General features: G+C 67.0%; 16 protein-coding genes. 10 read left to right on the plus strand and 6 right to left on the minus strand.

The window, feature by feature from the left end; translation table 11 throughout:
• Positions 1-73: 73 nt before the first annotated feature.
• Complete coding sequence (locus CVM50_RS10705) at positions 74-2,284, minus strand: transglycosylase domain-containing protein (RefSeq protein ID WP_085889005.1); 2,211 nt, start codon at positions 2,282-2,284, stop codon at positions 74-76.
• 266 nt (positions 2,285-2,550) lie between these two features.
• Between CVM50_RS10705 and CVM50_RS10710 the strand changes: the two genes are divergently transcribed.
• Positions 2,551-2,889, plus strand: coding sequence for a P-II family nitrogen regulator (locus tag CVM50_RS10710; RefSeq protein WP_085889004.1), 339 nt, complete (start codon positions 2,551-2,553; stop codon positions 2,887-2,889).
• Between the two features lie 31 nt (positions 2,890-2,920).
• The gene (locus CVM50_RS10715; RefSeq protein WP_085889003.1) at positions 2,921-4,255 is read left to right on the plus strand and encodes an ammonium transporter family protein; all 1,335 of its coding nucleotides are present in this window, start codon (positions 2,921-2,923) and stop codon (positions 4,253-4,255) included.
• Between the two features lie 140 nt (positions 4,256-4,395).
• Here the strand turns inward: CVM50_RS10715 and CVM50_RS10720 are convergent, their stop codons facing one another.
• Complete coding sequence (locus CVM50_RS10720; protein WP_085889002.1) at positions 4,396-4,776, minus strand: rhodanese-like domain-containing protein; 381 nt, start codon at positions 4,774-4,776, stop codon at positions 4,396-4,398.
• 315 nt (positions 4,777-5,091) lie between these two features.
• Between CVM50_RS10720 and CVM50_RS10725 the strand changes: the two genes are divergently transcribed.
• The 5 genes from CVM50_RS10725 (at position 5,092) to CVM50_RS10745 (ending at position 10,685) form a co-directional block, all read left to right on the plus strand.
• The gene (locus CVM50_RS10725) at positions 5,092-6,312 is read left to right on the plus strand and encodes a urate hydroxylase PuuD (RefSeq protein ID WP_085889001.1); all 1,221 of its coding nucleotides are present in this window, start codon (positions 5,092-5,094) and stop codon (positions 6,310-6,312) included.
• Between the two features lie 44 nt (positions 6,313-6,356).
• Positions 6,357-6,692, plus strand: coding sequence for a hypothetical protein (locus tag CVM50_RS10730; protein WP_085889000.1), 336 nt, complete (start codon positions 6,357-6,359; stop codon positions 6,690-6,692).
• A gap of 389 nt (positions 6,693-7,081) precedes the next feature.
• On the plus strand, positions 7,082-9,043 hold the full coding sequence (gene mutL / locus CVM50_RS10735) for a DNA mismatch repair endonuclease MutL (RefSeq protein ID WP_085888999.1): 1,962 nt from the start codon (positions 7,082-7,084) through the stop codon (positions 9,041-9,043).
• A complete protein-coding gene (locus CVM50_RS10740) occupies positions 9,040-10,275 on the plus strand; it encodes a DNA recombination protein RmuC (protein WP_085888998.1) in 1,236 nt (411 codons plus the stop codon). The genes mutL and CVM50_RS10740 overlap by 4 nt, the downstream gene beginning before the upstream one ends.
• A gap of 83 nt (positions 10,276-10,358) precedes the next feature.
• Entirely contained in the window at positions 10,359-10,685 is a 327-nt protein-coding gene (locus CVM50_RS10745) for a DUF3775 domain-containing protein (protein WP_085888997.1), read from the plus strand.
• Between the two features lie 120 nt (positions 10,686-10,805).
• Here CVM50_RS10745 and CVM50_RS10750 read toward each other — a convergent pair whose 3' ends face one another.
• Entirely contained in the window at positions 10,806-11,963 is a 1,158-nt protein-coding gene (locus CVM50_RS10750) for a saccharopine dehydrogenase family protein (RefSeq protein WP_085888996.1), read from the minus strand.
• Positions 11,960-13,018 (minus strand): saccharopine dehydrogenase, encoded by a 1,059-nt coding sequence (locus CVM50_RS10755; RefSeq protein WP_085888995.1) that lies wholly within the window; start codon positions 13,016-13,018, stop codon positions 11,960-11,962. Before CVM50_RS10755 ends, CVM50_RS10750 begins: the two co-directional genes overlap by 4 nt.
• Before the next feature lie 153 nt (positions 13,019-13,171).
• Here CVM50_RS10755 and CVM50_RS10760 point away from each other — a divergent pair, with 153 nt between their 5' ends.
• Complete coding sequence (locus CVM50_RS10760; RefSeq protein WP_085888994.1) at positions 13,172-14,368, plus strand: hydantoinase/carbamoylase family amidase; 1,197 nt, start codon at positions 13,172-13,174, stop codon at positions 14,366-14,368.
• A 37-nt stretch (positions 14,369-14,405) separates the two neighbouring features.
• Here the strand turns inward: CVM50_RS10760 and CVM50_RS10765 are convergent, their stop codons facing one another.
• Together CVM50_RS10765 and CVM50_RS10770 are read right to left on the minus strand one after the other, a co-directional pair.
• Positions 14,406-15,110 carry a response regulator transcription factor gene (locus CVM50_RS10765; RefSeq protein WP_085888993.1) on the minus strand — a complete coding sequence of 235 codons (705 nt, stop codon included), beginning with the start codon at positions 15,108-15,110 and terminating at the stop codon, positions 14,406-14,408.
• Entirely contained in the window at positions 15,107-17,023 is a 1,917-nt protein-coding gene (locus CVM50_RS10770; RefSeq protein ID WP_232618220.1) for a PAS-domain containing protein, read from the minus strand. Before CVM50_RS10770 ends, CVM50_RS10765 begins: the two co-directional genes overlap by 4 nt.
• Before the next feature lie 263 nt (positions 17,024-17,286).
• Here CVM50_RS10770 and CVM50_RS10775 point away from each other — a divergent pair, with 263 nt between their 5' ends.
• Together CVM50_RS10775 and CVM50_RS10780 are read left to right on the plus strand one after the other, a co-directional pair.
• Positions 17,287-19,263, plus strand: coding sequence for an AMP-binding protein (locus CVM50_RS10775; protein WP_085888991.1), 1,977 nt, complete (start codon positions 17,287-17,289; stop codon positions 19,261-19,263).
• Positions 19,260-20,111 (plus strand): ABC transporter ATP-binding protein, encoded by an 852-nt coding sequence (locus CVM50_RS10780; protein WP_085888990.1) that lies wholly within the window; start codon positions 19,260-19,262, stop codon positions 20,109-20,111. Before CVM50_RS10775 ends, CVM50_RS10780 begins: the two co-directional genes overlap by 4 nt.
• Positions 20,112-20,171: the final 60 nt, after the last annotated feature.

Below are 20,171 nucleotides of genomic sequence, written 5' to 3' on the forward strand. Positions count from 1 at the left end.
TTGGTTCAGGATGTGAAAAGGCCCCGCGGCAGATGTCGCGGGGCCTTTGCGTTTGTCGATGCCGGCAGGCGCCTCAGTTCAGGCCGAAGATGTCCTTCAGCGCGCGTTCAATGGCGGTTTCCAGGCCGCCACCCCCGCCGCCGGAGCTGCCGCCGCGTCCGTTGTCGGCGATGGTCCGCGCGGGTTCCGGGGCGGGGTGCAGCATCGGAAGAGCATGCACCGGCAGACCGTCGTGGACGCGGGCCATGACCTCGTGGAAGATCTCCGCCGGCAGGCCGGCGCCGGTCACGCCGGTCAGCGGCGTGTTGTCGTCGTAGCCCATCCAGACGCCCGCGACATAGTCGGCGGAGAAGCCGATGAACCAGGCATCGCGCGCCGCCTGGGTGGTGCCGGTCTTGCCCGCGATCTCACGGTCCGGCAGGCCGGCGCGGCCGCCGGTGCCCCGGGTGACGACCTGGCGCATCATGTAGATCAGCTCGCGCGCGGCATCCTCGCGGATCACCCGTTCGCCGATGCCGCCCTCGCTGCCCATCAGGGGCTCCGCGTCGCCCTGCAGACGCACCTCCTGCAGCCCGTAGGGCGTCACCGAGGAACCGCCGTTCAGGATGCCGGCATAGGCGCCGACCATCTCGATCAGCGTGCTTTCGGAGGCACCAAGCGCCAGCGCCGGGCCCGCGGCCAGGTCGCTTTCGATGCCGAAGTCGCTGGCGATCTTGCGCACGTTGTCGAGGCCGGCCGCGTCGGCCACGCGCACCGCCGGGATGTTCAGCGACTTCATCAGCGCCTGTTCCAGGGTGACGGGGCCGCGGTACTGGTGGTCATAGTTTTCCGGGCTCCAGGGGCCGGAGCCGGGGATGTTGATGGTCAGCGGCGTATCCTCGACGATGTCGTTGTAATGCCAGCCCAGTTCCAGCGCGGTGGCATAGACGAAGGGCTTGAAGCTGGACCCGGTCTGCCGCAGCGCCTGGGTGGCGCGGTTGAAGACGCCCGAGGCCTGCACGTCACGGCCCCCCACCATTGCACGCACGGCGCCATCGGCGCTCATCACCACGACAGCGGCCTGCGCCTCGGAGCCGTCGCGGACCTTCTGGTCGAAGACCCACTTCAGGGCATCCTCGGCGGCGGTCTGGATCCGCTGATCCAGGGTGGTGCGCAGGATCACGTCGGCGGTAGTCTTCGAGGTCAGGAAGTCCGGGGTGGAGGACATGATCCAGTCGGCGAAATAGCCGCCCGACTGGTCCTGTGCCCGTTTCGACAACTGCGCGGGGTGGTCGATGGCGTTCTGCGCGGCGCTGGCCGAGAGATAGCCCTGCTCTTCCATCAGCCGCACGATCGTGGAGGCGCGACTCTGGCTGCGGGCCAGGTCGTTGGTCGGCGCGTAGCGGGTCGGGGCGACCAGCAGGCCGGCCAGCATGGCGGCCTCGGCCGGGGTCACGTTGGCCGCGGACTTGCCGAAATAGCGCTGGCTGGCGGCCTCGAAGCCGCGGGTGCCTTCGCCCAGGTAGACGCGGTTCATGTAGAGGCCCAGGATCTCGTCCTTGGAATAGCGCATCTCCATGCCCAGGGCATAGATCGCCTCGCGTCCCTTGCGCAGCAGGGTGCTCTCGCGGCAATCGGCCTCATAGGCGGCTTCGCTGTCCCATTCCTCGGGGTCGTAAGCCTGGCCGAAGCACAGCAGTTTCGCAGTCTGCTGGGTGATGGTCGAGCCGCCGTGGCCCGACAGCGGTCCGCGCCCTTCGCTGAGGTTGATGCGGATGGCGCTGGCGATGCCGCGCGGGCTGACGCCCCAGTGACGGTAGAACCGCTTGTCCTCGGTGGCGACAATGGCGTTCTTCAGGTGCGGGCTGACGGTGTCAGCGGTGACGACGCCGCCGAACTGGTCGCCGCGCCAGGCGAAGACCTCCCCCTGGTCATCCAGGATGGTCACCGAGCCACGCGCGCGCCCATCGTAGAGATCGTCGATCGGCGGCATGGTCAGCCCGCTGATGCCGGCGGCCAGCACCACCAGGGCCACGGTCACCGCGCCCAGGCGCCAGGTGACGCGCCAGATCAGGCCGAAGCTCCAGCCGAAGAGGCCCAGCACGAAGGCCACCATCGGGTTGCGGCGCTTCTGCGGGCTCTTGCGGCGCGCGGGCTTGCGGGGCGGGCCCGGCCGTTTGCCGCCGCCACCACCGCTGCCCTTGCGCGCGGTCTTCTTGCCGCGCGTCGGCGGTTTCGCCCGGGGTTTTCCCCCATAGCGTTTGTCCGCCACCAATGGCGGTTTGCGCCGTCGTGAATCACTCATGCTGCCTGCCCGGTGCTTCTTGATTTTGGTCAGGATACAGCCTGCGCGCCGGAATGTTGAGGGACCCTGTGCACCTCACGCGGTTATCATAATGCCTAAATAGTGGGCGAAAAATGGGATGTGCGCATTTTGAAGGCATATGTCGCCCGTTTTGCACTGGTCAGGGCGGCCTTCTGTTCCGAAAAAGGGGGCTCCACGGCTTAGCTGCCGGTGCCAAAGGGCGGGCGTGGACTGCGCGATAGCCCGGAAGAAGGAAGGGGATAGTAGTGAAACTCATCATTGCGACAATCAAACCGTTCAAGCTGGAGGAGGTCCGCGAGGCGCTGACCGAGATCGGCGTGCGCGGGATGATGGTGACCGAAATCAAGGGCTTCGGCTCCCAGTCGGGTCACACGGAGATCTACCGCGGGGCGGAATACGCGGTGAACTTCGTGCCGAAGATCAAGCTGGAGATCGCCGTCAGCGCGGCCATGGCCGACCAGGTGGTCGAGACCATCACCTCCACCGCCAAGACCGGCAAGATCGGCGACGGCAAGATCTTCGTGCTGGACATCCAGCAGGCGGTTCGGGTGCGGACCGGCGAAACCAACGACGACGCGCTCTGAGACGCTCCGACAGGGAAAGGGAACTAATCCAATGAAAACCTTCGCAAAACTGGGTCTTGCCGCAGCCGTGATCGCGCTGCCGAGCCTGGGCCTTGCTCAAGACGAAGCTGCCGTGCCGGCCGCCGTGCCGACCGACACCGTCTTCATCCTGAACTCGCTGCTCTTCCTGATCGGTGGCTTCCTGGTCTTCTTCATGGCCGCCGGCTTTGCCATGCTCGAAGCGGGCCTGGTCCGTTCCAAGAACGTGGCCATGCAGTGCACCAAGAACGTCATGCTCTTCGGCGTCGCCTCGATCTTCTACTACCTGATCGGCTACAACCTGATGTACCCGCTGGGCACCTGGTCGGTGGATGGCGTCCTCTCCGGCGTCTTCGGCCCCGGCGTCCTGGAAGCCGTCGGCGTGACCGCCGATGCCGCCGACGACTACGGCTATGCCTCCACCGGCTCCGACTTCTTCTTCCAGCTGATGTTCTGCGCCGCCACCGCCTCGATCGTTTCGGGCACCCTGGCCGAGCGGATCAAGCTGTGGCCCTTCATGATCTTCACGGTCATCCTGACCTCGATCATCTACCCGATCACCGCCTCCTGGAAATGGGGCGGCGGCTTCCTGGATGCGGCTGGCTTCCTGGACTTCGCAGGCTCGACCGTCGTGCACTCCGTGGGTGGCTGGGCCGCTCTGACCGGTGCGCTGATCCTCGGCCCGCGCCTGGGCAAGTACAAGGACGGCAAGGTCAACGCCTTCCCCGGTTCCAACCTGACCCTTGCCACCCTGGGTACGTTCATCCTGTGGCTCGGCTGGTTCGGCTTCAACGGTGGTTCGCAGCTGGCTATGGGCTCTGTCGGTGACGTGGCCGACGTGTCGCGCATCTTCTCCAACACCAACGCGGCTGCGGCCGGTGGTGCCGTGGCTGCCGCGATCCTGACCCAGCTGATGTACAAGAAGGTCGACCTGACCATGGTGCTGAACGGCGCCCTGGCTGGCCTGGTGTCCATCACCGCCGAACCCCTGACCCCGACCCTGGGTCTGGCCACCATCATCGGCATGATCGGCGGCATCATCGTGGTCTTCGTTGTCCCGCTGCTGGACAAGCTGAAGATCGACGACGTCGTCGGCGCCATCCCGGTCCACCTGGTCTGCGGCATCTGGGGCACCATCGCCGTGGTCCTGTCGAACTCCGACGCCACCATCGGCGCCCAGCTCTACGGCATCGTCGTCGTCGGCGCGGCCACCGTTGTCGCCTCGGCCTTGGTCTGGATCATCCTGAAGGCCGTTGTGGGCATCCGCGTCTCGGAAGAAGACGAGATCACAGGCCTCGACATGGCGGAACTGGGCATGGAAGCCTACCCCGAGTTCTCGAAAGGCTGATCCTCCTTCCATATTCAGCCACTACCTGCCCGGGCGTTCGCGCCCGGGCTTTTTCTTTGCCGACAGGGCGGCGCCGCATGAAAAAGGGCCTGCCTTGCGGCAGACCCCTTTTCGATCCGAGGCGGAACCGTCCCCGGTTCCTATTCCGGGTTCACCATGCTGGGCGCGCCGGTGCCCATGTCGGTGCCCATGTAAGGCAGCTTGGCCTCTTTCCAGGCGCCGAAGCCACCGCCCATGTGCGCGATCTTGTCGATGCCGGCCGCGATCGCCGCGCGGGCCATCTTTTCCGACCGCACGCCGGAGCCGCAGTGCAGCACGATCCGTTTCGTGCCCTGGGAGGGCAGGTAGCGCGGCGCGAAGAAGGACATGGGCATCAACAGCGAGCCGACCACGTGCTCGAACATGTATTCCTGCGGCGTGCGCACGTCGATCAGCACGATCTGCCCCTCGGCCAGGGCGTCATGCACCTCCTGCGGGGTCCAGGTCTCCAGGGTGACGCCGTCCACGGTTTCCGATTCCATTGCTCTCTCCTGCGATAGGGTTGGTTTGTCTCGCGCGCCGGCCGGACCTCTGGGGCCCGGATCTGTCTTCGGGCCGCGCTCCCTACCGATGTAGGGTGGTTCCCAGGCTGCGGGGAGGGGCGGTGCCCGTGTCGCCTCGCCGCAGTGCAGAAAGCCGCTGACCGGACTCGTCTCCTCAAAAGGAGTGCTTTTCCCTATGCCTTGTCGCTGGGCGCCGCTGCGTCCATTCCGCACCGCAGGGCCTCGTCCGATTGCCGCGCTCCGGGATCCGTGCTTATGCTTTGACGAAAAGACAAGAACCGGGGGACGGGACATATGTACGATTTGGTGGCCATCGGGGCCTGGCTGGAATTCGCCGTGCGCTGGCTGCACGTGGTCACGGCGATCGCCTGGATCGGGTCGTCCTTCTATTTCATCGCGCTGGACCTGGGCCTGAACCGGTCAATCCCCGGCCCTGCCGATGGCGAGGAATGGCAGGTGCACGGCGGTGGTTTTTACCATATCCAGAAGTACCTCGTGGCGCCCGAGGCGCTGCCCGACCATCTGGTCTGGTTCAAATGGGAAAGCTACGCCACCTGGCTGTCGGGCTTCGCCCTGCTGTGGCTGGTCTATTACCTGGGCGCCGATTTCTACCTGGTCGATCCCAACGTGCTGGACATCCCCGCCTGGGGCGGCATCGCCATTTCCCTGGCCTCGCTCGGCTTCGGCTGGCTGGCCTATGACACGATCTGCAAATCGAAGTTCGGCGACAACAACACCCGGCTGATGCTGCTGCTCTACGCGATCCTGGTGGCGCTGGCCTATTTCTACACCCAGGTCTTCACCGGCCGCGCCGCGCTGCTGCACCTGGGCGCCTTCACCGCGACGATCATGTCGGCCAACGTCTTCATGGTGATCATCCCCAACCAGAAGATCGTGGTGGCCGACCTGAAGGCGGGCCGGACGCCGGATGCCAAGTACGGCAAGATCGCCAAGCAGCGCTCGACCCACAACAACTACCTGACGCTGCCGGTCATCTTCATGATGCTCAGCAACCACTACCCGCTGGCGTTTTCGACCGAGTACACCTGGATCATCGCCAGCCTTGTCTTCCTGATGGGCGTCACCATCCGGCATTTCTTCAACAGCATGCACGCGAAGAAGGGAATGCCCTACTGGACTTGGCTGCTGACCGCGCTGATCTTCCTGCTGATCATGTGGCTGTCCACCGCGCCGCTGTTCCGCTCGGATGTCTACGAGGAGGAGGCCTCGGCCCACCTCAGCCGCTTTGCCCAGGCCGAGGGGTTCGAGGATGTGCATGACATCGTGATGGGCCGCTGTTCCATGTGCCACGGCGCCGAACCCTTCTGGGACGGGATCCTCTGGGCGCCCAAGGGCGTACGCCTGGACACCGAGGCCGACATCGTGCGCAACGCCCGCGGCATCTACATGCAGGCCGGGCTGACCCATGCCATGCCGCCCGCTAACGTTTCCTTCATCGAAGAGGACGAACGTCAGGCCATCCGCGACTGGTACAAGGCGGCGATCAAGGGCTGAGGACCTCTCGAGTCGCCCTGACCGCGAGGTTACAGGAGGCCGGAATGCGCCGCAGGTTTCGTCTGGGTCTACTTTGGGCGCTCCTGTCGCTCTTGCCGGCGGGGCAGGCCGGGGCCGAGATCCTGGCCGCGCCGGTGACCGTGACCAGCAGCAGCCTTGGCCCCCCTCTGGCGGTGTCGATCCGCCCGTTCCGCGCCGAGGCGCAGGAGATCTGGCATGTGGCGGGCGCCTGTTCGGCCGCCGAAGATCCGGCGCGGGTAAGGCTTGTCGCCTTTGCCGCCCTGGCCGACCTGACCATCTACCTGACCGACGCCCCCGAGAAGGCGCACCGGACGATCTGCCTGACCAATCCCGACGCCTGGCCGCAGGCGCGGGAGTGATGGCCCGTTCATAGCAGCGACTGCATGCCGTGCGTCTCTTTCACCCGACGCGGAGGGCTTGGGGGCGCTTTCTTGCGAGAGATCGTCGGAATGCGACAGGCTCTGGTTCTGGGCTGCATGCCGCGTAGCTCAAAGCGCCCGCTTATGGCCCCCTTCTGCACGGCGTGTGGATTGCGGAACGGACCCTGGCCTGGCGGGTGGATCGCTTCGCTTGCACGCTTGCGCGCCCACCCAGGGGAGGGCGCAGCCCGGCTTCGGGGGGAGGCATGGCATGCGGGGAGGGCGATGTTGGGAAAAAGAGCCTGTGCGGGAGAGGGGCCCTTTGACCACCCTTCTCCGAGGCGCAGCCCCCATTCCCGACTCATTCGGCACCTGCTACATTTGGCGGCATGCAGCGTCCCGACCCCCATATCCTCGATTCTCAGCCCGTCATCCGTCAGCTCGACGATGCCGCGATCAACCGTATTGCCGCCGGCGAAGTGGTCGAACGCCCGGCCTCGGCGGTGAAGGAGCTGGTGGAAAACGCCCTCGACGCGGGGGCCACGCGGATCGACGTGACCGTGGCCGATGGCGGCAAGACCCTGATCCGCGTGGCCGACGACGGCTGCGGCATCACGCCGGAGGCGCTGCCGCTGGCCCTGTCGCGCCATGCCACCTCGAAGATCGACGGGACCGACCTGCTGAACATCCACTCCTTCGGCTTCCGGGGCGAGGCGCTGCCCTCGCTGGGGGCCGTGGGGCGGCTGTCCCTGACCTCGCGCGCGAAGGGCCATGACGCGGCCGAGGTGCGGGTCTCCGGCGGTCAGCTGGGGGAGGTGAAACCGGCGGCCCTGAACAAGGGCACTGTGGTCGAACTGCGCGATCTCTTCTACGCCACGCCGGCGCGGCTGAAGTTCCTGCGCACCGACCGGGCGGAGATGCAGGCGGTGTCGGACGTGGTCAAACGTCTGGCCATGGCGGAACCGCACGTGGGGTTCACCCTTCGCGACGCCTCCGGCGCCTCGGGCAAGGGCGGGGACGCGCGGGTGACCTTCCGCGCCGATCCCGAGACCGGGGACCTGTTCGACGCACTGCACGGGCGCCTTGCCTCCATCCTGGGGCGCGAATTCGCGGAGAACGCTCTGGCCATCGACGCCACGCGCGACGGCATCCGCATGACCGGCTATGCGGCGCTGCCCACCTATTCGCGCGGCGCGGCGGTGGCGCAGTTCCTCTTCGTCAACGGCCGCCCGGTGAAGGACAAGCTGCTGACCGGCGCCCTGCGCGCCGCCTATTTCGATTTCCTGTCGCGGGACCGGCACCCGGCCGCCGCGCTGTTCCTCGACTGCGATCCGCATCTGGTCGACGTGAACGTCCACCCGGCGAAATCCGAGGTGCGGTTCCGCGACCCCGGCACGGCGCGGGGTCTGATCGTCTCGGGCCTGCGCCATGCGCTGGCCGAGGCCGGGCATCGCGCCTCGACCACCGTCGCGGGCGCCACGCTGGGGGCCTTCCGGCCCGAACCCGCGGCGGGCAGCAGGCCCTCGATGGGCGCGCTCGGGCCCGCGCCGCAGCCGACCGAGGGCAGCGCCAACCGGGTCTACCAATACGACAGCCAGTACCGTCGGGAGGCGCCGGTGCGCCCGACCTTCGGCGGCCAGCGCGAGGCAGGGTTCGCGGAAACTTCGGCGCCCGACTGGGGGCTGCCCAGCCTCGACGCCGGCCCCTCCGCCCGGTTCGAGCCGGTGGTCGAGGATCTGCCGCAGGGCACCAACGAGACCCCGCTGGAAGAACACCCCCTGGGCGCGGCTCGCGCACAGCTGCACGAGAACTACATCGTCGCCCAAACCACCCGCGGCATGGTCGTCGTCGATCAACACGCGGCCCACGAACGGCTGGTCTACGAGAAGCTGAAACGGCAGATGGCCGAGAACGGCGTCGCGGCCCAGGCCCTGCTGATCCCCGAGATCATCGAGCTGTCGCAGGGCGACGCGCAGCGACTGCTGGAGGCCGCTGACGATCTGGCGCGCATGGGGCTGGTGATCGAACCCTTCGGCGGCGGCGCCATCGCGGTACGTGAAACGCCGGCCATCCTGGGCGAGATCAACGCCGAGGCCCTGCTGCGGGACGTGCTGGACGAGCTGACCGACCAGGACGACAGCCTGACCCTGCAGGCGCGCATCGAGGCGATCCTCAGCCGCGTCGCCTGCCACGGCTCGATCCGCTCGGGCCGGCGCATGCAGGTGGCCGAGATGAACGAACTTCTGCGGCAGATGGAGGCGACCCCCCATTCCGGGCAATGCAACCACGGCCGGCCCACCTACGTAGAGCTGAAGCTCTCCGACATCGAAAGGCTGTTTGGCCGCACATGATCCAGATCGGCACGACCCAGATCGACCTGTCCGACCCTCTTGCCCTCGCCGCCGTCATCGGCGGCGTGGCTTTTCTGGTGCTGCTGGTCCTGATCGTCTTCGCGATCCGCGTCGCCGGTCGCTCGTCCGAGCCGGTGATCTGGCAGATGAGCCAGCTGGCCCGCACGGTCGAGGGGCTGGCCTCGGGGCAGGAGCAGCTGGCGGGGCGCCTGGGGACCGTGTCGGACGCGCAGACCAACGGCCAGACCCGGATGGTGCAGACCATGGAGGCGCGGCTGGCCCATGTGCAAAGCCAGATGAACGACCGCCTGCATGCCAACGCGATGCAGCAGGCCCGCGCCCTGGCCGAGATGCAGGAGAAGATGAGTGAACAGCTGCGCGGCGGGTCCGAGAAGACGACGAAAAGCCTGGCGGAGCTGCAACAGCGCCTGCAGGTGATCGACCGCGCGCAGGAGAACATCACCAAGCTGTCGGGCGACGTGCTGTCGTTGCAGGACATCCTGTCAAACAAGCAGACCCGCGGCGCCTTTGGCGAGATCCAGCTGAACGACATCGTGGGCAAGGCGCTGCCCTCGGACAGCTACACGGTGCAGGCGAAGCTGTCGAACGACCGCCGCGCCGACTGCCTGATCCACCTGCCCAACCCTCCGGGCCCCCTCGTCATCGACGCCAAGTTCCCGCTGGAGGCCTACGAGGCCCTGCGCGGCGCCCAGACCCAGGACCAGAAGGCCCGCGCCCAGACCCTGTTCCGCCAGGCGGTGCGCGCCCACATCAAGGCAATCTCAGAGCGTTACATCATCGAGGGGGAAACCGCCGACGGCGCGCTGATGTTCCTGCCCTCGGAGGCGGTCTATGCCGAGCTGCACGCCAATTTCCCCGAGGTCGTCCGCGAGGGGTTCACCGCCCGGGTCTGGATCGTTTCGCCCACCACCTGCATGGCGACGCTGAACACCATGCGCGCCATCCTGAAGGACGCCCGCATGCGCGAGCAGGCCGGCGCTATCCGCAAGACCCTGTCGCTGCTGCACCGCGACGTGGAGCTGGTGGTGGAACGGGTGGCCAAGCTGGATACTCATTTCACCCAGGCCCGCAAGGACCTGGACGGTATCGGCACCGCCGCCGAACGGGCCGGCAAACGGGCGCTGAAGCTCGACAATTTCGACTTCGAGGAGCTGGCGCCGGAGGCCGACAGCCCGCTGGAGAGCCTCACCCAGGATCCGCCGAAAAGCTGAGGCGAAAAACCTGAGTTTGCGGCAAATCAAGGAAGGGCGTAGGCTTTTGCCTGCATGCTCCGCGACGAACAGGAGGAAACGCCATGCTAGAAATTTCCATCTCCAAGGTCGCCAATGTCATCCTCATGGCGCGGGAGTTGAATCGCGCCGAGGGAGAGCTGCGCGCCTTTCTCGAAAACCTGAACGAGGATGAACTGGCCAGCCTGGTCGCGATCATGTGGATCGGACGCGAAAGCTTCGATGCCGACGACCTGGAAGAAGCCATCTCCACCGCCAAGGCCGAGGCGACGACGCCCACGGCGGATTACCTGCTGGGCACGCCGCATCTGTCGGATCACCTGGAAAACGGCCTCGACGCGCTTGGCCTGTCGGCCTCGGACGAGGAAGACGACCTGGTGCGCGGCGGCTGACGCCTGTCCTTCGGGGCGTGGGCCGCCGCCCCGCGGGGGTGGCCCCTCCTGTGGTCTTCGCAATGCAAAAGGGGCGCCGCAGCAATGCAGCGCCCCTTTCCTTTGTCCATCTGGCGCGGATCACCCCAGGTAGTCGATGCGTTCCAGCGTGTCGGCCATGCCCTCAACCTCGGCGATCCACTCGCGGCGGATGTCCTCGGCGAACATCGGGTCGGCGGCATTCGAGGCGGTGACGACGCCGGTCGCGAGGCGCGAGGCGACAAGTGCCTCGATCGCCATGGCGACGGTGATCGACACCAGCTTGCCCATGGCGCTGCCGTCGTCCTTGCCCGACGCATCCATCGCCCAGGCCTGATCGAAGACCGGCGCGCCGTCCTTGGTGGCGGTCAGGCGCACGAACATCACCACGCGGTCGGCCTCGCCCTCGTCATAGGCATGATCGTTCCACAGCCCTTCGGAGATCTCGCGCAGGCGCGCGTCGCCCTCGGGGCCTTCTAGCGTTTCCACTTCCTTGAAGAGATCCGCCCAGGCGGTCGACCAGCCGTCCAGTCGCAGGGTGCCGCGGACGAAGTCCTGCACGTTCCACGCCGGGTCGAAGCCGTACTGGTCGATGAAGGGCAGAGAGTTGCGGTTCGGGTAGGCCTCGAAGACCTCGCCGCCGGGCAGCGGGTTCTCGTAGCGGGTGATCGCATCCCAGGGGCGCGCCACGTTCAGTTCTTCGCCGCCCTTCAGCGACTTGGAGGGCGAGCGCAGCGCCTTCAGCACGCCCAAGGGCGACCAGCTGAACTTGTAGCGGAAGTCGTTGGCGACCTTGGGGAAGCCGCCGCAATAGGAGGTGAAGGAGATCTCGGCGCCCTCGCCCAGACCGCTGTCCTTCAGCCGGGCCACCAGGTCATCGGCCAGGATGTGGTCGATGCCCGGGTCCAGCCCGACCTCGTTGACGAAGCTCAGGCCCTTGTCCTTCGCCGCCTGGTCCAGCTCCGCCATTTCGGGCGCTACATAGGAGGAGGAGACGAAATGCGCGCCCTTCTCCAGGCAGGCCTTGGCCAGTGGGACGTGCAGGTCGGCGGGCAGCATCGAGACGGCGATGTCGCCGGGCTCCAGCGCCGCGGTCACGGCCTCCAGCGTGAAGGGGCGGATGTCCTGGGTCAGGTCGCCCACCTCGGCTTCGGCCTTCGCCACCGTGCGGTTCCAGACGACGACGGGGTAGTTGCCCGTCAGCAGGCGCCGCAGGCCGGGGACGGCCGACAGGCCAGTGCCACACCAATGAATCTTCATGCCAATGCCTCCATATGCTTATCGAATTCGGCCTTAGCGCGCCCCCAGACCCCTGCGTCCAACGCATCCAGCGTCAGCAGGGAGGGCAGCAGCTGGGCCGCGTAATCCTCGCTGCTTTCCTTGGGCAGCATCGAGGGCAGGTTGTCGATCGCCATCACGTCCAGGGGCGGCGTGTCGCGCACCCGCAGGGCGGGCGCGGCCCAGCTGGTCGTGCGGTCATAGACCTTGATCGGCGAGAAATCGGATGTCGGGTCGCAGGCCACGTCGCCGATGACGGTCAGCTTGCGCGGGCCATCGGCCATCTCGACGGGCACGAAGACGGGCGTGCCCGGCATGGCCAGGATCGAATTCACGAAGATCTCGTGTTCCGCAATCTCGGGGAAGGGGCCGCCCGATGCGGTTTCGGCCATGTCCCACTTGGTCACGTCACAACCCATTTCGGCGCAGAGGTCCGAGGCGCCGGTGCCGACGCGGCCCTTGGCGCCGATGACGATGGCGCGCGGCAGTTGCCGGTCGTAGGGCGTCAGTCGTTCGGAGAGGTCCGACAGCAGGGCCTCCTTGTCGGGGTAGGCGCCGACGGGCGGGCAGAGGGTGCCCTGTTGCTGCGCGGCCCAGCACATCAGCGAGACGGCGGCCCCGGCGTAACCGGCCCAGTAGCCGAAGGCGGCGACCCGGCGCCCGGTTTCATCCACCAGGTACTCCAGATCATAGAGCGTGCCGCCGCCCGAGCGGAACCGCTTCAGCAACTCCTGCCCCGCGGGCTGACCCTTGTAGGCATGGCCGAACATGATGTGGCGGTGGCGCAGGGGCGTGCCGTCCTCGGGCAGCTCCTTCAGGCCGAAGATGATCGCCTCTTCGGGCGCCTCGGGCCAACTGTTCTCGGCCACGATCGCGGCCCCCGCCGCGCGGTAGCCCTCGATGTCCAGGATGCGCGTGCGGCTTTCCTCGACGCTCAGGCGGAAGCCCTTCTCGATCAGCGCGCGCGCGCCCTCGGGCGTCAGGCCGGCCCGGTCTTCGTTGGGGCGCTGTTCGGCGCGCAGCCAGATGTGGGTCATGACAGGATCCTTTCGGTCACCCGGTATAGCGGGCCGCCTCTGGGATGCAATCAAAGCGGTGCCGTATCGGCGGGTCCGACCCCCATGCGCCGTGATTTGCCTTTCGCGGCGCAAAGCTGTTGTCTCGGACCGGACACAGACAGGAGGCCCCCCATGATTCCCGTGAACCCGGAGCGATTTCTGGCAGACCTGCACACCCTGCGCAGCTTCGGCGCGGCCGGTGTCGGCAAGGGTGTCGTGCGTCCGGCCTATTCCGATCCCGACATCGCCGCGCGCCGATGGCTGGCCCAGCAATATGCCGACGCCGGGCTGGAGGTCGCGGTGGATCCCTGCGGGTCGGTCTTCGGCCTGGCGCCGGGCCGCTCGCTGCTGGTGGGCAGCCATTCCGACAGCCAGCCCGAGGGCGGCTGGCTGGACGGGGCGCTTGGGGTGATCTGCGGGCTGGAACTGGCCCGCGCGGGCGCCGCCGCCGGGGTGCCGATCTCCACCGTCTCTTTCCAGGACGAGGAGGGTCGCTTCGGCGTGACCACGGGCAGCCGGGTCTGGTCGGGGAATACCTCGCTGGAGGAAGCGGATCAGCTGGTCGACCGTGACGGCGTGTCCTTTGACGAGGCGCGCGCGCGGATGGCTGACATGGTGACGGGCCCGGTGGATCCCACCCGGTTCACCGGCTTCCTGGAATGCCACATCGAACAGGGCCCCTGGTTGTACGAGGCAGGGGAGGCCGTGGGCGTGGTCAGCGACATCGTGGGCATCCGCGACATGACCATGACCTTCGAGGGGGAACAGAACCACGCCGGCACCACGCCGATGCACCGTCGCAAGGACGCCTTCCAGGCCATGCTGCGCTTCCAGGCGCTGATCGCAGAGCGATTTCGCAACGTGGTCACGCCGCAGACCGTCTGGACCACCGGCGACGTGGAACTGCACCCCGGATCGCATTCCATCGTGCCGGGGCGTTGCAGCTTCTCCATGCAGTGGCGCGACGGTGACAAGGACCGTCTGGACCGGATGGCGGAGATCATCCGCACCGCCGCTGCCGAAGTGGCGGAGGAGACCGGCATGACCCTGTCGACCTCGGACATGCTGGGGCTGGAGCCGGTGCCGATGGACGCCTCCCTACGTGCCGCGCTGGAAGGGGCCGCCGAGGACCAGGTGCCGGGCCGCTGGCGCAAGATGCAGTCGGGCGCCCTGCATGACGCGGCCAGTGTGGGTCGTCTGATGCCCGTGGCAATGCTGTTCGTGCCCTCGATAGGCGGCATCAGCCATGCCTTTGCCGAGGATACCGACGAAGCGGACCTGGTCGCTGGGCTGAAGGTGCTGGCCGAAGCCGCGACGCGACTGGCGTGACTCTGGCCTGATCCTCGTCTGATCCGGGCCTGACCGCCTAGTCCCAGGTCACGTCACCGAGGAAGATGTAGCCCGCGCCGTAGATCGTCTTGATCAGGCGCGGGTTCTTCGGATCCTCGCGTAGCTTGGTGCGCAGCCGCGAAATGCGCACGTCCATCGCCCGGTCAAAGCTTTCGCCGGCCGCGCCCCCCAGCACCTCCTGCATCGTCGCCCGGCTGACCAGCCGTTTCGGGCGGTCGAGGAAGAGGCGCAGCACCTCGCCTTCGGCCTGGCTGAACGGCGTCTCGGCGCCTTCGGCATCTTCCAGCGTGAACCGGTCGAAATGGGCGGTCCAGCCGGCGAAACGCGCCGTCTGGCTGGCCTCGCCGGCGCCGGGACGGTCGCGGCGCAGGCGGGCGCGGACGCGGGCCACCACCTCCGCCGGATCGAAGGGCTTGATGATGTAGTCATCCGCGCCCAGTTCCAGCCCGGTCACCCGGTCCTGCACCTGGGCGCGCCCCGAGATGATGATGACCGTCGCGCCCTTTTCCAGCGCCAGCCGGTGCACCAGGGTCAGCCCGTCGCGGTCGGGCAGCGACAGGTCCACCAGGCACAGGTCCGGCGTCATGTGGCGCAGGGCCGCCTCGAACTCGGTCGCGCGACCGAAGGCCTGGCTGCGGAACCCCGCCTCCTCCAGCGCCGAGGACAGGATGGTCCGGATGTCCGGTTCGTCATCAAGGATGGCGATCAGGGGCGCGGTCATGGCTCTCCTCCCAGAGAGAGGAAGCCGGTGAGGGCCTCCTGGTCGAAGGGTTTCTGCAGCACCGGCGCGCGGGCGGCGGCGCGACGGTGCAGCGGGTGGTCGGGGCGCAGCGAGGTCATGAAGAACAGCGGCGGCCGGTCTTGTAGCGGTGCCTCGGGCAGGGCCTCCAGCAGGTCCAGCCCGGTCGATCCGCCTTCCAGCGTCAGGTCCGACAGGATCATCACAAGATCCGGTAGGTCATGGGCGATGGCGCGGGCCTCCTCCGCCGCGCTGGCCTCGATCACCGAATAGCCCATGGCGACCAGCATGTCGCGGATCGAACGGCGCAGCTCGGGGCTGTCCTCGACCAGCAGCGCGAGGCCCGGCGTCACCGGCTGCGGCGCCTCCCGCCACGGCAGGTCCAGCGTGACCTGCGCGCCGCCCGCATTGGCCAGGCGCATCCGCCCGCCGGCGCGCTGCGTCATGTCGTAGACCATCGACAGGCCCAGCCCCGACCCCTCGGCGCCCTTGGTGGTGAAGAAGGGGGTCAGCGCCTTGTCCAGCGCCTTGTCGGTGAAGCCGGGGCCGGTGTCCGAGACGGTGATCTCCAGCCAGGTGTCCTTCAGGCAGCGGCTTTCGAGGCGGATCTCGCCCGGCTGGCCGGCCAGGGCGTCGCGGGCGTTCAGCACGAGGTTCAGTAGGCTGTCCTGCAAAAGCCCGCTGTCCAGCCACAACCGGCGCGCGCCCAGGTCATCGTCGAGCACCAGCGCGATGTCCTCGGTCAGGGCCGAGCGTGCCAGGGTGGCGAAGTCGCGCAGGAAGTCGGACCAGACGACGGGGCCGGGGGTGTGATCGCGCCCGCTGGTGGTATCGGCGATCCGGTCCAGCAGGCGCCCGCCGCGTTTCGCCGCCGCCAGGGTGGCGCCAACCAGGCCCTGGGCGGGCTCTGGCAGGTCCATGCGCGACAGCTGGGATTGCAGGCCGAGGATGATGGTCAGCAGGTTGGAGAAATCATGCGCCATCCCCGAGGTCATCTGCGCCGCCAGTTCCCGCCGCCGGGTCTGGGTCAGCGCCGCACGGGTCTGGGTTTCCTCGGTCACGTCCATCGACATGATGTAGGCCCCGTCGGCCCCGTTGGGGGTCAGCGCGGTGCGGATGCGGCGCGAACTGGCCTCATCGGTGAACTCGAAAGTACCCGGCTGCCCCGCCAAGGCGGCATCGAGGTAGGGGCGCACCGCCTCGTAGGCCTGCCGTCCCAGCACATCGGCAATGTGCAGCCCCACGATATGCGCCGGGCGCCCCGGCATGATCCGGCTGAGGCGGCGGTTGGAATAGGTGTAGATCCGGTCCGGGTTCACATGGGCCACGTGGGCGGGCAGCATCTCGGTGGTCAGCCGGGTGCGCGCCTCCATCTCCGTCAGCTCGCGCTTGGCCTCTTCGAGGGCCGAGTTGGTGGCCTGAAGCGCGCGGTTGGTGGCCGCCAGCTCCTCCGCGCGGGTCAGAAGTTCCGCCGACAGCTCGGCCGAGCGGGCGCGCAGCAGGCGTTCCTGGCGCTTGGTCTCGGTGATGTCGGTGTAGACGGTGACCCAGCCGCCCTCGGGCAGGGGCGCCCCCTCGACCGAGATCACGCGGCCGTTGGCGCGGGGGCGTTCCAGGTAATGCGGCTCGAACGCCAGGGCCTTTTCGACCCGCACGCGGATCGCCTCCTCCAGGTCGTCGATGGGGCCGTATTCGCCGGATTCGCATAAGAACCGGATCGTGTCCTCGAAACCCGCGCCGGGGCGGGTCAGTTCGGCGGGCAGATCGAACATCGACCGGAAGCGCCGGTTGCACTGCACCAGCCGCAGATCCTGGTCGTAGATCGACAGCGCCTGCTGAATCATGTTCAGCCCGGCCATGGTCATCCGGTCGGTACGTGCCTGATGGCTCGGCATAATTCCTCCACTCCCCGGGTCAGACCTACCGGGAAACGGGCCTTCGAGGAAGGGGTTCGCTTTGCAGTTGCAGCGTGGATTTCGCGCCTGCGGCACCTGTAACAATTCGAAAGGATCCGGAAATGATGCGGCAAAACTTCGCAGCAAAGTTTGACTTGTCAGGAGCGTCCGGGTCGGATGCCCCGGGGGATGACCCCGATGACCCGCCTTGATGAGGGCGGTTGCCCGGTCGGGGAGGACCGGACCCAAGGGAGGAGAACATCGTGGGAGAACTCTCGCGCGACGCGGGCGGGCCGGTCACATCCGTGCCCGCCCTGCTGGACCGGAATGCACAAGCCTGGCCGGACAGAACGGCCTATCGCGAAAAGGAATTCGGCATCTGGCAAAGCTGGAGCTGGGCCGAGACGCGGACCGAGATCCGCAACCTGGCGCGGGGTCTTCTGAACCTCGGGGTGGGGCCGGGCGAGTTCGTCGCCATCATCGGTGCCAACCGGCCGCACCTCTACTGGTCCATTCCGGCGGCGCAGATGGTCGGGGCCGTGCCGGTGCCCGTCTACAACGACAGCGCCGCCGAGGAGATGGCCTATGTGCTGGACCACTGCGGCGCCCGGGTGGTGATCGCCGAGGACCAGGAACAGGTCGACAAGGTGCTGGAAGTGAAGGCGCAACTGCCCGCGCTGGAGCACATCATCTATCTCGACCCGCGTGGCATGCGGAAATACGATCACACCCATCTGCACGAATTCACCCATGTGCAGGAACAGGGCCATGCCCTGCGCGATGAGCTGACGCCGGAGCTGGACCGGCGCGCCGCTGCCATCACCTATGACGACATCTGCGTCATGCTCTACACCTCCGGCACCACCGGCAAGCCCAAGGGCGTGGTGCTGTCGAACCGCAACATCATCGAGACCTCGAAGAACTCGGCCGAGTTCGACAAGCTGGGCGCGGGGGAGGAGGTCCTGGCCTACCTGCCCATGGCCTGGGTCGGCGATTTCATCTTCTCCATCGGGCAGGCCTACTGGACCGGCTTCTGCGTCAACTGTCCCGAAAGCGTGGAGACCCTGGCCACCGACCTGCGCGAGATCGGGCCGAGCTACTACTTCGCCCCGCCGCGCATCTTCGAGACACAGTTGACCAACGTGATGATCCGCATGGAGGATGCCGGGCGGCTGAAGAAATGGCTGTTCGACCGTTTCATGGCCCATGCCCGCAAGGTGGGGGGCGACCTGCTGGACGGGCGCCCCGTGGGCGGCATGGACCGGCTGAAGTACCGCCTGGGGGAGTTCCTGATCTACGGCCCGCTGAAGGACACCCTGGGCTTGGGCCGTGTCCGCGTGGGTTATACCGCCGGTGAGGCGATCGGGCCGGAGATCTTCGATTTCTACCGCTCGCTGGGCATCAACCTGAAACAGCTTTACGGCCAGACCGAGGCCAGCGTTTTCATCACCCAGCAACCCGATGGCGAGGTGCGCTCCGATACCGTGGGCGTGGCCTCTCCTGGGGTGGAGCTGAAGATCGCCGAGAGCGGCGAGGTCTTCTATCGCAGCCCCGGCGTCTTCCAGAGCTACTACAAGAACGCCGATAGCACCGCCTCGACCAAGGATGCCGAAGGGTGGGTGGCCACCGGCGATGCGGGCTTCATAGAAGAGGGCAGCGGGCACCTGCGGATCATCGACCGCGCCAAGGACGTGGGCAAGATGGCCGATGGCAGCCTGTTCGCGCCGAAGTACGTCGAGAACAAGCTGAAGTTCTACCCCAACATCCTGGAGGCCGTCGTCTTCGGCAATGGCCGCGAGATGTGCACCGCCTTCATCAACATCGACCTCACGGCCGTGGGCAACTGGGCCGAGCGCAACAACATCGCCTATTCCAGCTATCAGGAACTGGCGGGGCATCCCCAGGTTCTGGAAACGGTGCGCGAGCATGTCGAGGCGGTGAACCGCAGTGTCGCCGAGGACGAGATGCTCTCGGGCTGCCAGATCCACCGCTTCCTGATCCTGCACAAGGAACTGGATGCCGATGACGGCGAAATGACCCGCACCCGCAAGGTGCGCCGCAAGGTCATCGAGGAGAAGTTCCACGACCTGATCACGGCGCTCTACGACGGGACGGACAGGATCTCGACCCGGACCGAGGTGACCTATGAGGACGGGCGCAAGGGCCATATCTCGGCCACGCTGACGCTGTGCGATGCGGCGGTGCAACCGGTGGCAAGCAAGAAGGTGGCAGCGGAATGAGCCTGGCAGAACAAGTACTTGGTCACGAGCGTGACAACGAGGACGGTGGCTGGATCACCGCCGACGGGCGCCAGATCGGCGCGGTGATGATGGAGATGAAGAACATCACCCTGCGCTTCGGTGGCGTGGTGGCGATCAAGGACATCTCCTTCGACATCCGCAAGGGCGAGATCCGCGCGATCATCGGGCCGAACGGGGCCGGCAAGTCCTCTATGCTGAACGTCATCAGCGGCTTCTACAATCCGCAGGAGGGCGATGTTTTCTACCTGGGCGAAAAGCGTCCGAAGATGCGCCCCTACGAGGTGGCCCGCCAGGGCATCGCCCGGACCTTCCAGAACATCGCGCTGTTTGAAGGCATGTCGGTGCTGGACAACGTCATGACCGGCCGTCTGAACCACATGAAGGCGGGCGTCCTGGCCCAGGCCCTGTGGAAGGGCCGCGCCGAACGCGAGGAGATCGAGAACCGCGAGAAGGTCGAGAAGATCATCGACTTCCTGGAGATCCAGAACATCCGCAAGAAGCCCGTCGGCAGCCTGCCCTACGGTCTGAAAAAGCGGGTGGAACTGGCCCGCGCCCTGGCCGCGGAGCCGTCGCTGCTGCTGCTGGACGAACCCATGGCCGGGATGAACGTGGAGGAGAAGGAGGACATGAGCCGCTTCATCCTCGACGTGAATGACGAGTTCGGCACGACCATCGCCCTGATCGAACACGACATGGGCGTGGTCATGGACCTGTCCGACCGCGTGGTGGTGATGGATTACGGCAAGAAGATCGGCGACGGCACCCCCGACGAGGTGCGCAACAACCAGGACGTCATCGACGCCTACCTGGGGGTGGCCCATGACTGATGTCGTGACTGAGCCCCTCCTGGCCAAGCCGCGCCTGACCGCCGCCTGCCGTCCCGTCCA

Origin of the sequence: Pseudooceanicola marinus (assembly GCF_002786295.1) — a bacterium.
Classification (GTDB): Bacteria; Pseudomonadota; Alphaproteobacteria; order Rhodobacterales; family Rhodobacteraceae; genus Pseudooceanicola; species Pseudooceanicola marinus.